We start from the raw sequence: 13,565 nt of genomic DNA, 5'->3' as shown, positions 1-13,565 counted from the left end.
TGAACAAGGGAGGATAAGGACGTATGCAAGCAGTTGATACCAGCCCCGGATTCGATCCGGTCGAGGAGCGCATCGCCGCCCCTCGACTGCTCGCTTTGGGTTTCCAGCATGTTCTGGTCATGTATGCCGGCGCCATCGCGGTGCCGCTGATCGTCGGCCGCGCCCTGCAGCTATCGCCGCAGGACGTGGCCTTTCTGATTTCCGCCGACCTTTTCGTCTGCGGGATCGTCACCATCATCCAGTCCTTTGGTGCCACGCAATGGTTCGGCATCCGTCTGCCGGTGATGATGGGTGTGACCTTCGCCGCCGTCGGCCCCATGGTCGCCATCGCCTCGTCAAATCCGGGACAAGAGGGCGCGCGGATGATGTTCGGCGCGATCATGGCGGCGGGGCTTATCTCGATCCTGTTCGCGCCGCTGGTCAGCCGGCTTTTGCGCTTTTTCCCAAGCGTCGTCACCGGCACGGTGATCCTCGTCATCGGCGTCAGCCTGATGCCGGTGGGGATCAACTGGATATTCGGCCTGCCGGTCGGCCCCACGGCACCGCAACTGGTCGATCCTGCGCAGCAGGCATGGCTGGAAGCCGCCATCGCCTCGGGCGGCGTCCCCGATGGCGTCATGCTGATGCCGACCATGCCCAACCCCGATTATGCATCCGTTCCCCGCATCCTGATCGGCGTCACCGTGCTGGCCGCGATTTTGCTGATCGCACGCTATGCCAAGGGCTTCGTTGCCAATATCGCGGTGCTTCTGGGCATCGTCATCGGCGGCGTGCTGGCCGCGATCCTGGGCATGATGCATTTCGACGGCATCTCCGAGGCTGCCTGGTTCGCGCCGATCAAGCCCCTGCATTTCGGCATGCCGATCTTTGATCCGGTGATGATCCTGACCATGCTGCTGGTGATGTTCGTGACCATGATCGAATCCACCGGGATGTTCCTGGCGCTCAGCGACATCTGCGGCCGCAGGATGACGCCCAAGGCGCTCAGCGCCGGGCTGCGGGTGGACGGTCTGGGCACCGCCATCGGCGGGCTGTTCAATACCTTCCCCTATACCTCGTTCAGCCAGAACGTCGGGCTGGTGGGCGTGACCGGCGTGCGCTCGCGCTTTGTCTGCGTTGCAGGCGGCGCCATCATGATCCTGCTGGGCCTGATCCCCAAGATGGGCGCACTGGTCGAATCGCTGCCGACCACGGTTCTGGGCGGCGCCGGGCTGGTGATGTTCGGCATGGTCGCCGCGACAGGCATCCGCATCCTCGCCAATGTGGATTTCAAGGGCAACAAGCACAACCTGTTCATCGTCGCCGTCTCGCTGGGCCTTGGCATGGTCCCGATGATCGCACCTGACTTCAACCAGTGGCTGCCGCATTCCCTGCATACGCTGATCCATTCGGGCATCCTGCTGGCCGCGTTGGCCGCGGTGGGATTGAACTGGTTCTTCAACGGCGCACCGCACACCAGCGACGAAGAAGTCGCCGCCGCCGCCCACGCGGCCGAGGCACACTGATGCGCAGCCGCCTGCTCATCAGGGGCGCCGAGGTGGTTGTCACCATGGACGGCGCCCGACGCGAGATCGCAGGCGGGGACATCCTGATCGACGGCGGGGTGATCTCCGCCGTCGGCACAGGGCTCTCCGCCGAAGGCGCCGAGGTGGTCGAGGCCCGGGGTTGCGTCGTCACCCCCGGCTTCGTGAATACCCATCATCACCTGTTCCAGACCCTGACCCGCGCCGTGCCCGCCGCACAGGACGCGGCGCTCTTCGGCTGGCTCAGGACGCTTTATCCGATCTGGGGCCGCATGGGGCCGCAGGACATCCGCCTGTCAACCCGGATCGGCCTTGCGGAGCTGGCGCTTTCGGGCTGCACCTGTTCCTCGGATCACCTGTATCTCTTTCCGAACGGCGCCCGGCTCGACGACAGTATCGAAGCTGCTAGCGAAATCGGCATCCGCTTTACCGCCACACGCGGCGCCATGTCGATCGGCGAAAGCAAAGGCGGCCTGCCCCCCGACGCGCTGGTCGAGGACGAGGCCGCAATCCTCAAGGACAGCGAACGCGTGGTGGCCGCCTTCCACGATCCGAACCCGGGCGCGATGGTGCAGGTCGGGCTTGCCCCCTGCTCGCCCTTTTCGGTCAGTCGCGAGTTGATGCGCGACGCCGCCATCCTTGCGCGCGAAAAGGGCGTGCGGCTGCATACCCATCTGGCCGAAAACGACGAGGATATCGCCTATTCTCTGGAAAACTTCGGCATGCTGCCCGGCGATTACGCCGTAAGCCTGGGCTGGACCGGCGAGGATGTCTGGCACGCGCATTGCGTGAAGCTGTCGGAGGGCGAAATCGACCTCTTTGGCCGCACCGGCACCGGCGTGGCGCATTGCCCGTGCTCGAACGCGCGGCTCGCCTCGGGCATCGCCCCGGTGCGACGGATGCGCGATGCAGGCGTGCCCGTGGGGCTGGGCGTCGATGGCTCGGCCTCCAACGACTGCAGCCATCTCGGGCTCGAGGCGCGGCAGGCCATGCTCGTCGCCCGGCTCAAGGACGGGCCGGCCGCGCTTGGCGCGCGCGAGGCGCTCGAGATCGCCACGCTGGGCGGCGCCCGGGTGCTGGGACGCAGCGACATCGGCGCGCTCATCCCCGGCAAACGCGCCGATCTGGTGCTCTGGGACGTGTCGGAATTGCCAGCTGCCGGCCAATGGGATCCGGTCGCGGCACTGATCTTCTGCGCGCCCATCCGCCCGCGCGCGGTCTATGTGGAAGGCCGCGCCGTCGTGCAGGATCACCACCTGCTGACGGCCGACACAAATCGCCTCAACGAACAGGCCCGGGCTGCCATTGCCCGGCTCGCGGATTGACAAGGAAAGGATGAAAATGTCCGGCTATCTGACCACCCATGTGCTCGACACCGCCAACGGCACGCCCGCCAAGGGCATGAAGATCGAACTCTATCGCCTTGATGGCGAACGCCGGCTGATCGCCCAGACCGTCACCAACCACGACGGCCGCACCGATCAACACATCCTGCCCGAGACCGAGTTCGCACCCGGCGAATACGAACTGGTCTTCCATGTCGGCGCATGGCTGGACGACCAGGGCCACGAGGCCGCAAAACCTCGTTTTCTCGATCAGGTGCCGCTGCGCTTCGGCATGTCCGAACAGGACCACTACCATGTGCCGCTGCTGATTTCCCCCTACGGCTTTTCGACCTATCGCGGCAGTTGAAACAGGCCCGGCTTCTTTCGTGCCCAAATATCCTGGGGGGCGAGGAGCGCAGGCGACGAGCGGGGCGAAGCCCCAAAACCGCATGAGCGAGGGGGCAATGCCCCCTCTTTCGCATTTCCGCTTGGGCGCAAAGGATTTTCAACGCATCGTTAAGACAGCAAGGGGAAATGCGTGAATACTCGCAACCCCGCGAACCGGCTAGTCTTTCCCCAGCTAGACAGGAGACAAAGTATGTCCGATTTCGCCGTCATCTGGGATTGGCTGGCCTTTGCCATCCGATGGACGCATGTCGTCACCGCCATCTGCTGGATCGGCTCGTCCTTCTATTTCGTCGCCCTCGACCTTGGCCTGCGCAAGGTGCCCGGCCTGCCGGTCGGCGCGCATGGCGAAGAATGGCAGGTCCATGGCGGCGGCTTCTACCACATCCAGAAATACCTGGTCGCGCCCGAGCGGATGCCCGAACACCTGATCTGGTTCAAATGGGAAAGCTACATGACCTGGATCTCGGGGGCGGCGCTCCTGATGGTCACCTATTGGGTCGGCTCCGAACTGTTCCTGATCGACCCCGCCAAGATGGAGTTGGCGCCCTGGCAGGCGATCCTGATCTCGGCCGGCTCGCTGTCGATCGGCTGGCTGATCTATACCAACATGTGCAAGTCGAAGCTGGGCGAGACGCCGACCCTGCTGATGCTCATCCTGTTCGTGCTTCTGCTGGTCATGGGCTGGGCCTACAATCAGGTCTTCACCGGCCGCGCGGTCATGCTGCATCTGGGCGCCTTTACCGCCACGATCATGACGGCAAACGTGTTCTTCGTCATCATGCCGAACCAGCGCATCGTGGTCGCCGATCTCAAGGCCGGCCGTCCTGCCGATCCGAAATACGGCAAGATCGCCAAGCTGCGTTCGACGCATAACAACTACCTGACGCTGCCGGTGGTGTTCCTGATGCTGTCGAACCACTACCCGCTGGCTTTCGCCACCGAATACAACTGGGTGATCGCCGGGTTGATCTTCCTGATGGGCGTGACCATCCGGCATTTCTTCAACACCATGCACGCAGGCGGCGGCATGCGCTGGTGGACATGGGCCGTGACCACGATCCTGTTCATCATCGTGATGTGGCTGTCGACCGCACCGATGTTCCGCCAGACCTTGGAAGAGGCCGAGGCCCGCGTCCTGACACCCACCCAACAGGCGATGGTGGACGCCCCCGGATGGGATGACGCCTATAACGCCGTCATGGGCCGCTGCTCGATGTGCCACGCAAGGGAGCCCTCGTTCGAGGGCATCCATACCGCGCCCAAGGGCGTGCTGCTGGAAACCCCCGACGACATCACCCGCGCCGCGCGCGAAATCTTCATTCAGGCCGGCGTGACCAACGCCATGCCGCCGGCAAACGTCAGTTTCATGGAAACCCAGGAACGTCAGGCCATCGTCGACTGGTATCGCAGCCTGCCCAGAAGCTTCGCACTGAACTAAGGCGCGCCATGCGCCGGCAATTTGACCCGGCATCCCCGATCCGCTAGCAGGCTTTCTCGCCGGATGGAGGGGACGACATGGACAGCACAAATGGCTGGGACGATTCTGCCGAGGCCTGGATCGCCGATATGGGCGACAGCGGCGATTTCTCGCGCCGCCACGTGCTGGACGTCCCGATGCTGGCCCGCATCCGCGGCCGGGGTTTTCGCAAAGCGCTGGATGTCGGCTGCGGCGAGGGGCGCTTTTGCCGGATGCTCGCCGCCGAAGGGATGGACCCAACCGGCATCGACCCCACGCTGAAACTGATCGAGACCGCCCGCAGCCGCCACCCTCAAGGCACCTATCTGCAAGAGCGCGCCGAGGCGCTATCTCTGCCCGATGCCGGTTTCGACCTTGTCGTCAGCTACCTGACCCTTATCGACATCGACGATATCGGCGCGGCCATCGCCGAGATGGTGCGCGTGCTGCGTCCGGGCGGTAGCCTGCTGATCGCCAACCTCAATTCATTCAGCACGGCGGGCGGCTGGAAGGGCGACCCCGGCGCGGGCTTTGTCATCGACAATTACATGGACGAACGGGCGGAATGGGTCAGTTGGCGCGGCATCCTGATCCGCAACTGGCACCGCCCCCTTCACGCCTATATGCAACCACTGCTGTCGCACGGGTTGCGGCTGGTGCATTTCGACGAACCCACGCCGCAGGGCGGGGAGCCGCAGCGGATCGCGCGCTATCGCCGCGCGCCCTATCTGCACATCATGGAATGGGTCCGGGACTAGAGTTCAGGCAAAAGCCCCCCGCACCTCGCGGGCGATGAAATCGGCAAACAGCCGCACCTTGGGGTCCTGCAGGCGGCGGTGCGGGGTCAGCACCCCGAACTGGGACGGGATAGGCGGATAATCCGGCAACACCTCGACCAGCCGCCCCGAGGCAAGATGATCGGCCACCTCATAACGCGGCCGGTTGACGATCCCCCTGCCCGCCAGCGCCCAGGCGCTGAGCACGTCGCCGTCGTCGGCATCGAAGTTGCCATTGACCAAAAGCTTCTGCGGCCCATCGGGGGTCTGCAATACCCAGTAATATTCGGGGCTGCGGGGATAGCGCAGCAGCAGGCAGTTATGCGCGGTCATGTCCTCGGGCCGTTCGGGGCGGCCGTGCTTGTCCAGATAGTCCGGGGTTGCCACCAGCGCGCGCCGACATTCCGCGATCCGCCGCCATTTCAGCGCCGAATCCTGCGGCTCACCCAGAAAGAACGCCAGGTCGATCCCGTCCGCGATGATATCGACATTGCGGTCGGACAGCCGCAGCCGCACCTCGACCCCGGAATATTCATCGCAGAATTTCGGCACCAAGGGCGCGATCAACCGCCGGCCCAGACCCAGCGGCGCCGTTACCCGCAAGGCGCCATGCGGCATGCCCGAAAAGCCCGAGACCACCGCCTCGGCCTCGTCCAGCGTCTCGATCACCCGGCGGGCGTTGTCGTAAAAGGCCCGGCCCACCTCGGTCGGCACCAGCTTGCGCGTCGTGCGATTGAGCAGCCGCACACCATAGCGCGTCTCCAGGTCCTTGATCCGGTTCGAGGCCACCGCCGGCGACATGCGCAGGTCGCGGCCGCCCGCCGTGATCGAGCCCAGTTCGACCACGCGGACAAAGACTCGCAGACTTTCAAGATATGGCATGGGTTGACCCGCCTCTTTCAAGGAATCGCTGAAAGTCTTATGCTCAATCCGAGATTTCGCAAAGAGCAATTCACAACTACGCTGAAGCTCTACCCAGCCATCCCGAGCGAGGACCGAATGGGCGACGCATTGCGCTTTCTTCTGAACGACACCGAGATCCGCCTGACCCAGGCCGGACCGTCGGACACTCTGTTGGACTTTCTCCGGCTCAACCGCCGCCTGACCGGCACCAAGGAAGGCTGCGCCGAGGGCGATTGCGGCGCCTGCACCGTGCTGGTCGGCCGGCTGCACAACGGCCGGCTGCATTACGAACCGATCAACGCCTGCATCCGCTTTCTGGCCTCGTGCCACGGCTGCCATATCGTCACGGTCGAGCATCTGCGCGGCGCCGATGGCGGGTTGCACCCGGTTCAGGCCGCCATGGTCGAACATCACGGCAGCCAGTGCGGGTTTTGCACGCCCGGTTTCGTCATGGCGCTTTACGGGCTATGGATGTCCGATCCGCAGCCCGACGTGCTGGCGATCGAGACCGCGCTGCAAGGCAACCTGTGCCGCTGCACCGGCTATGAGCCCATCGTCAAGGCCGCCTTCGCTGCGTCCGAGGCCGGTGGCCAGCACATGGACGCGCTGACCGTCGAACGCGACCGCATCACCGCGGCACTCGACGCCATCCCGCGCGAGCGGGTCGAGGTGGCCCGTGGCGAGGACCGCGCCATCCTGCCCGCCGACGCCGCCGATCTGGCGCTGGTGCTGGCGGAAAACCCCAAGGCCACCATCGTCGCGGGTGCGACCGATGTCGGGCTGTGGGTGACGAAATTCCTGCGCAACATCTCTCCGGCGGTGTTCATCGGCCATCTGCAGGATCTCAAGACGATCCAGATCGCACCGGGGCATATCACCATCGGGGCCGGCGTGACCTATTCCGAATTCGAGCCCTTTATCCGCCAGCATTTCCCCGAGGCGGTGGATTACTGGCTGCGCATCGGCGGCTGGCAGGTCCGCAACGCCGGCACCATCGGCGGCAATGTCGCCAACGGCTCGCCCATCGGCGAGACGCCGCCCCTGCTGATCGCGCTGGGGGCCACGCTGCGGCTGCGCAGCGCCGAAGGGACGCGCGAACTGCCCATCGAGGACTATTTCATCGAATACGGCAAGCAGGACCGCCGCCCCGGCGAATTCGTCGAGGCGATCACCCTGCCGCTCAAGGGCGACGCGCGCATCGCCGCCTACAAGGTCAGCAAGCGCCATCATGCCGACATCACCGCCTCGGCCGCAGCCTTTTGGGTGGAAACCGACGGCGCGACCATCATCGACGCCCGCGTCGCCTTTGGCGGCATGGCCGGCACGCCCAAACGCGCCACTCATGCCGAGGCCGCGCTGACGGGCCAGCCCTTTGCCGCCGAGACCTTCGAGGCCGCCGCGCGCGCGGTCGCAAACGACTTCCAGCCGCTCAGCGACTGGCGGGCCAGCAAGGAATATCGCCAGCAACTCGCCGCCAATTTCTTCCGCCGCTTCTGGCTTGAACAGTCCGGCGCAGACCACCGCCTGAGGAGGGTCGAATGAAACAGGACGTTTTCGTCAAGGGCGCCGCCCATACATCCATCATCCATGATTCCGCAGAAAAACACGTCACCGGCCGCGCCGATTACACCGATGACCTGCCAGAGCCGATCGGCACGCTGCACGCCTATCTGGGCCTTTCGACGGTCACGCATGGCCGGATCGTGTCGATGGACCTCGACGCGGCCCGAAAGGCGCCGGGCGTGCATCTGGTGCTGACGGCCCGGGACGTTCCCGGCGTCAACGACATCTCGCCCACCGGCCTGCATGACGAGCCGCTGCTGGCCGAAGCCGAGGTGCAGTTCCACGGCCAGCCGATCTTTGCCGTCGTGGCCGAGACCCGCGATCAGGCCCGCCGCGCCTGCCAACTGGCCAGGATCGAATATGAGGAACTGCCCTTTGCCATCGACGCCATCGCCGCCCGCGATGCCGGCATGGGCTACGTGACCAAACCGCTGAAGCTGGCCCGCGGCGACATGGCCGAGATGGACCGTGCGCCCCGCCGTATAGAGGGCCGGCTAACCGTCGGCGGGCAAGAGCACTTCTATCTGGAAAGCCAGATCGCCTTCTCGATCCCCGGCGAAGATGACGAGGTGATCGTCAATGTCTCGACCCAGCACCCATCCGAGGTGCAGCACATGGTCGCCCATGTGCTGGGCGTGCCCTCGAATGCGGTGGTGGTGAATGTGCGCCGCATGGGCGGCGGCTTCGGCGGCAAGGAATCGCAGATGAACCCGTTCGCCTGCATCTCGGCCCTGGCGGCCAAGAAACTGGGCCGCGCGGTCAAGCTGCGCCCGGACCGCGACGATGATTTCGCCATCACCGGCAAACGCCACGATTTCGTCATCGACTATGCGGTCGGCTATGACGAGACCGGCAAGATCCACGCCGTCGACGCCGATTTCTACGCCCGCTGCGGCTTTTCGGCCGACCTGTCGGGCCCGGTGACGGATCGCGCGCTGTTTCACGCCGACAACGCCTATTACTATCCGGCGGTCGAGCTGCGCAGCCATCCGTTGAAGACCAACACCTGCTCGAACACCGCCTTCCGCGGCTTCGGCGGTCCGCAAGGCGTGGTCATGGCCGAGCGCATCGTCGAGGATATCGCCTATACCCTCGGCCGCGATCCGCTGGAGATCCGCAGGCTGAACCTTTACGAAAACGGCCAGCTCACCCCCTATCACCAAGAGGTCGAGGACCAGATCCTGCCCCGCATCTTCGATGAACTGGAGGCAAGCAGCGATTATCAGGCGCGTCGGCAGGCGGTGCTGGATTTCAATGCCCGCGCCAGGGAACAGGGTGGCGCGATCCGCAAGGGCATCGCCCTGACCCCGGTCAAGTTCGGCATCAGCTTTACCGCGACCTGGTACAACCAGGCCGGTGCGTTGATCCACATTTATTCTGACGGCTCGATCCACCTCAACCACGGCGGCACCGAGATGGGCCAGGGCCTGAACACCAAGGTCGCCCAAGTGGCAGCCGAAGCGCTCGGCGTCCATATCGACCGGATCAAGATCACCAAGACCACGACGGAAAAGGTACCCAACACTTCGGCCACCGCGGCCTCTTCCGGTTCGGACCTGAACGGCATGGCCGCGTTGGATGCCTGCCGCCAGTTGCTCGAACGGCTGACGGAATTCGCCGCAAAGGCCAAGAACGTGCCGCCCGAACTGGTCAGCATCGGCGAGACGGTGCGGATCGGCGATGAGGAACTGCCCTTCGGGGATTTCATCAACACCGCCTATCTGGCGCGGATCCAGCTTTCGGCCGCGGGTTTCTACAAGACACCCAAGATCCACTGGGATCGCGACACCGGGCGCGGACGGCCGTTCTATTACTTCGCCTATGGCGCGGCCTGCGCCGAGGTTTCGGTCGATACGCTGACCGGGGAATATGTCATCGAGCGCGCCGATGTGCTCCATGACGTGGGCCGCAGCCTGAACCCGGCCATCGACAAGGGCCAGGTCGAGGGTGCTTTCGTGCAGGGCACCGGCTGGCTGACCAGCGAAGAACTGTGGTGGGACGACAAGGGCCGGCTGCGCACCCACGCACCCTCGACCTACAAGATCCCTCTGGCCTCGGACCGGCCCAGGATCTTCAACGTCCAGCTTGCCGACTGGTCGGTGAACCGCGAGGCCTCGATCAAACGCTCCAAAGCCGTGGGCGAACCGCCCTTCATGCTGGGCATCTCCGTCTTCCAGGCGCTGAACATGGCCGTGGCCTCGTTCAACGGCTATCGCGAGAACCCGCGCATCGACGCCCCCGCCACGCCCGAACGGGTGCTGATGGCCATCGAGCGGCTGCGGCAATGATCCGGGTCCAGATCACCCGCACCCGCGGATCGTCCCCGCGCGAGGCCGGAGCGGCAATGTTCGTCAGCGAACAGGGCCTCAGCGGCACGATCGGCGGCGGGCAGCTGGAGTATATGGCGATCGACCGCGCCAGGCAGATGCTGACGCGCGGCGAGACCCGGGCGCGAATGGACGTGCCCCTCGGCCCCGAGATCGGCCAATGCTGCGGCGGCCGGGTCGAGCTTGCCCTGACCAGCATCGCCGAACCCCCGGCCGAGCCCGATCATCCCCGGGTGTTGATCTTCGGCGCGGGCCATGTCGGCCGGGCGCTGGCCACGGCCCTCGCACTCCTACCGCTGCGCCCCATCCTGATCGACCAGCGCGCGCAGGAACTGGCGCAGGCGACGGGCGACACCCGCCTCACCCCCCTGCCCGAAGCCGAGATCCGCGATGCCCCCTTCGGCACCAGCCATGTCATCGTCACCCATGACCACGCGCTGGACTTCCTGCTCGCCGCCGAGGCCCTGCGCCGCATGGACGCGCCCTATATCGGCATGATCGGCAGCCAGACCAAGCTGGCGCAGTTCCGCCGCTTTGCCCGCGCCCAGGGGCTCGACACCGACCGGCTGACCTGCCCGATCGGCGCCGGCTGGTCGCACGACAAGCGCCCCGAGGTCATCGCCGCCTTCACCGCCGCCGAAATCATCGACCGGCTGACCCAAACCACTTCTTCGTTGAAAAAATACCCATGCGACAGCTGATCCGGGGGCGAACGCTCTCATTCCACGCCGACCCGGTCGAGGTCGAAAGCGCCTTCACCTATCACGAGGACGGCGCCATCATCACCGAAGCCGGCAAGATTGTTGCCATCGACGACTATGCCGACCTGCGCGAACCCGAACTGCGCGAAATCGACCATCGCCCGCATCTGATCCTGCCAGGCTTCATCGACACGCATATCCATTTTCCGCAGGTCCAGGTGATCGCAAGCTGGGGGGCGCAACTGCTCGACTGGCTCAACACCTATACCTTCCCCGAGGAATCCCGCTTTGCCCAGCAGGGCCACGCCCCCGCGATGGCCGAGAAGTTCCTAGACCTGCTGCTCCAGCACGGCACCACCACCGCGGTGGCCTTCTGCTCGGTGCATCCGCAATCGGCCGAGGCGCTGTTCTCTGCGGCCGAGGCCCGCAACATGGCCATGGTCGCCGGCAAGGTGATGATGGACCGCAACGCCCCCGAGGCGGTTCTGGACACGCCCCAGCAAGGCTATGACGACAGCAAGCAACTCATCGCGAAATGGCACGGCCGGGGCCGGCAGCGTTACGCCATTACCCCCCGCTTTGCCATCACCTCGACCCCCGAGCAGATGGAAATGACCGGGCAGTTGGTGCGCGAGCATCCCGACTGCCATATCCAGACCCATCTTAGCGAGAACCGGGACGAGATCGCCTTTACCCTCAGCCTTTATCCCCAGGCGCGCGATTATCTCGACATTTACGAAACCTACGGGCTTTTATCCGACAAGCTGCTGCTTGGTCACTCGATCCACCTTGAGCCACGCGAGATCGCCCGCATGGCCGAGACAGGCAGCCGCGCCGTGTTCTGCCCCACCTCGAACCTGTTCCTCGGCTCAGGTCTTTTCGACGAGGCCGGCCTGCGCGCGGCCGGCGTGGTCAGCGGCATCGCCACCGATGTGGGCGGCGGCACCAGCTATTCGATGCTGCAAACCCTGAACGAGGGCTACAAGATCCTGCAACTGCGCGGCCAGAAACTGCATCCCTTCGCGGCCTTCCATTGGGTCACGAGGGGGAATGCGGTGGCGCTTGGCATGGCGGACCGGATCGGCACGCTGGAGCCCGGCAGCGACGCCGATCTGGTGGTGCTGAACAGCAGCGCGACCCCCGCCATGGCACTGCGGATGGAGCGGGCCGAAACCCTGGCCGAAGAGCTGTTCATCCTGCAGATCCTCGGCGACGACCGCGCCATCGCGCAAACTTACGTCGCCGGGAAGCCCATGCTCGGCTGACATCGGAAAGATGCTGCCAAAAAAAGGGGAAGCATGCGCAAACGAAAGCAATAGCCTGCGCAAAGGCGTCAAGCGAAATCCGCGCGGGTCTCTGATTTAAGTGAGCAGATGGATGACGTCGGCGCGGGAATAGATCCTCGCGCTGCCTCCCTCCGGCCGTATCCCACCGGCATCAAGCCGCGCCTGAAGCTCGCTCCACCCCAGTAGGGTCGTAACGCCCAAAGTGCGAAAACTGATAAACCGATCGTGGAATGCCTCGCGGTCGGTCGCGCTCATCTGAAACTGCACCCCGCCTCGCGGGCCGCGCACCTGCTGGCACGACAGGCCATTACGTCGAACAAAGGTCAGGAGCTCGCTGGGCCGCAGTCCTTGCGAATAGGCAAAGGCATCCAACGAAGTCGCCCCACCTTCCTGTCCGACATGGCCGAGGTTTACCAGAACCGACCCGAAGCCCGAGCGCTGAAGATACTTGCCCACCCGCGCCACCCTGCCTGAGCGAATGCTTTCGATAATCTCGGGCAAAGTCATTCGCAATCTGACCGACGCTTCGCCCAAACTACACCAATCATGCATGGCCACGTAGATCGGCTCTGCACCGAGCAACAGGTCGTCGATCAGGTCCTGCGCGGCCCAGGCGTTCCAGCGTAGGTCATCGGTGCGCTCGAACAGTTCCTTATCCCGCGCCTGTGCAAACTGGAGCGGCGTCAACGACATGGCCTGCAGGAAGTCAGGTTCGGTCAGCCCCTGCGGGAACGCCGCCCGCGCCTCAGCGTGATCGATCAGCGCCCACCCCGGCGGAGAAACCTCATCGCTCTTGATCGCGGTTTGAATATCAGCCTCCGGCATCTGCATCAGGCACGCCACTGAGCGCAGCGACATGCGCCCGCGTCGCAGCACCGGCTCGCCCAGCACCTCATCGCCGGGAGCAAGCGGCCAGCTTTCCACGATGTGCCGCTGCAGGATGTCCCGGAACGGCTGCAATTCCTCAGGGCAAGGATCCACGGCAAGCAGGTCATGAAGACCGCCGAAAATCTTGCGCGGCCCTTCCTCGGGCTGGCCCATCAAATGCTACAATTCGATCAGTGCAGCGCATAGCGCTTCCTCGCCACCCGAGCAAAGCCGAAATCCGACATCCGCCGGCCACCATTGCTGATCGTCGCGAAGCGCATGCCACTTCGGCAGCTTGGTCGCAATCGCGGCCCGACCCAGCTCAAAGCAGAACTGCGCGGAAGCATAAAGATCGAATTGGTCAAGCCAATGGTCGGAGGCTGTGTTCCCCTCAAGCCTGCCGAAAAGCCAAAATTCGAATAGAGAAGGA

11 protein-coding genes are annotated in these 13,565 nt (G+C 64.7%); 9 read left to right on the top strand and 2 right to left on the bottom strand.

Going from position 1 to position 13,565, the window contains the following annotated elements:
• Nucleotides 1-23 precede the first annotated feature (23 nt).
• The 5 genes from JWJ88_RS04560 to JWJ88_RS04540 all read left to right on the top strand — a co-directional run bounded on the left by JWJ88_RS04560 (nt 24) and on the right by JWJ88_RS04540 (nt 5,470).
• Nucleotides 24-1,505 (top strand): nucleobase:cation symporter-2 family protein, encoded by a 1,482-nt coding sequence (locus JWJ88_RS04560; RefSeq protein WP_205294919.1) that lies wholly within the window; start codon nt 24-26, stop codon nt 1,503-1,505.
• The gene (locus JWJ88_RS04555) at nt 1,505-2,848 is read left to right on the top strand and encodes an 8-oxoguanine deaminase (RefSeq protein ID WP_205294918.1); all 1,344 of its coding nucleotides are present in this window, start codon (nt 1,505-1,507) and stop codon (nt 2,846-2,848) included. Before JWJ88_RS04560 ends, JWJ88_RS04555 begins: the two co-directional genes overlap by 1 nt.
• Before the next feature lie 16 nt (nt 2,849-2,864).
• Nucleotides 2,865-3,215 (top strand): hydroxyisourate hydrolase, encoded by a 351-nt coding sequence (gene uraH / locus JWJ88_RS04550; protein ID WP_205294917.1) that lies wholly within the window; start codon nt 2,865-2,867, stop codon nt 3,213-3,215.
• A 231-nt stretch (nt 3,216-3,446) separates the two neighbouring features.
• On the top strand, nt 3,447-4,694 hold the full coding sequence (locus JWJ88_RS04545; RefSeq protein WP_205294916.1) for a urate hydroxylase PuuD: 1,248 nt from the start codon (nt 3,447-3,449) through the stop codon (nt 4,692-4,694).
• Nucleotides 4,695-4,771: 77 nt separating this feature from the next.
• Nucleotides 4,772-5,470 (top strand): class I SAM-dependent methyltransferase, encoded by a 699-nt coding sequence (locus JWJ88_RS04540; RefSeq protein ID WP_205294915.1) that lies wholly within the window; start codon nt 4,772-4,774, stop codon nt 5,468-5,470.
• 3 nt (nt 5,471-5,473) lie between these two features.
• Here JWJ88_RS04540 and JWJ88_RS04535 read toward each other — a convergent pair whose 3' ends face one another.
• On the bottom strand, nt 5,474-6,370 hold the full coding sequence (locus JWJ88_RS04535; RefSeq protein ID WP_205294914.1) for a LysR family transcriptional regulator: 897 nt from the start codon (nt 6,368-6,370) through the stop codon (nt 5,474-5,476).
• Nucleotides 6,371-6,487: 117 nt separating this feature from the next.
• On the opposite strand from JWJ88_RS04535, the gene xdhA reads away from it, so the two are divergent.
• The 4 genes from xdhA to guaD are packed head-to-tail and all read left to right on the top strand — an operon-like array spanning nt 6,488 to nt 12,247.
• Nucleotides 6,488-7,933, top strand: coding sequence for a xanthine dehydrogenase small subunit (gene xdhA, locus JWJ88_RS04530; RefSeq protein WP_205294913.1), 1,446 nt, complete (start codon nt 6,488-6,490; stop codon nt 7,931-7,933).
• Nucleotides 7,930-10,242: a xanthine dehydrogenase molybdopterin binding subunit gene (gene xdhB / locus JWJ88_RS04525; RefSeq protein WP_205294912.1), complete on the top strand. Its 2,313-nt coding sequence runs from the start codon at nt 7,930-7,932 to the stop codon at nt 10,240-10,242. The genes xdhA and xdhB overlap by 4 nt, the downstream gene beginning before the upstream one ends.
• Nucleotides 10,239-10,982 (top strand): xanthine dehydrogenase accessory protein XdhC, encoded by a 744-nt coding sequence (xdhC, locus tag JWJ88_RS04520; protein WP_205294911.1) that lies wholly within the window; start codon nt 10,239-10,241, stop codon nt 10,980-10,982. The genes xdhB and xdhC overlap by 4 nt, the downstream gene beginning before the upstream one ends.
• Nucleotides 10,970-12,247 (top strand): guanine deaminase, encoded by a 1,278-nt coding sequence (guaD, locus tag JWJ88_RS04515; protein ID WP_205294910.1) that lies wholly within the window; start codon nt 10,970-10,972, stop codon nt 12,245-12,247. The genes xdhC and guaD overlap by 13 nt, the downstream gene beginning before the upstream one ends.
• A 96-nt stretch (nt 12,248-12,343) precedes the next feature.
• Here the strand turns inward: guaD and JWJ88_RS04510 are convergent, their stop codons facing one another.
• Nucleotides 12,344-13,309 (bottom strand): hypothetical protein, encoded by a 966-nt coding sequence (locus JWJ88_RS04510; protein ID WP_205294909.1) that lies wholly within the window; start codon nt 13,307-13,309, stop codon nt 12,344-12,346.
• Nucleotides 13,310-13,565 lie beyond the last annotated feature (256 nt).

The sequence above is a fragment of the Paracoccus methylovorus genome, assembly GCF_016919705.1.
Lineage (GTDB): Bacteria > Pseudomonadota > Alphaproteobacteria > Rhodobacterales > Rhodobacteraceae > Paracoccus > Paracoccus methylovorus.
Note: the sequence above shows the minus strand (reverse complement) of the source record. Positions and strands in the feature narration are given on the sequence as shown.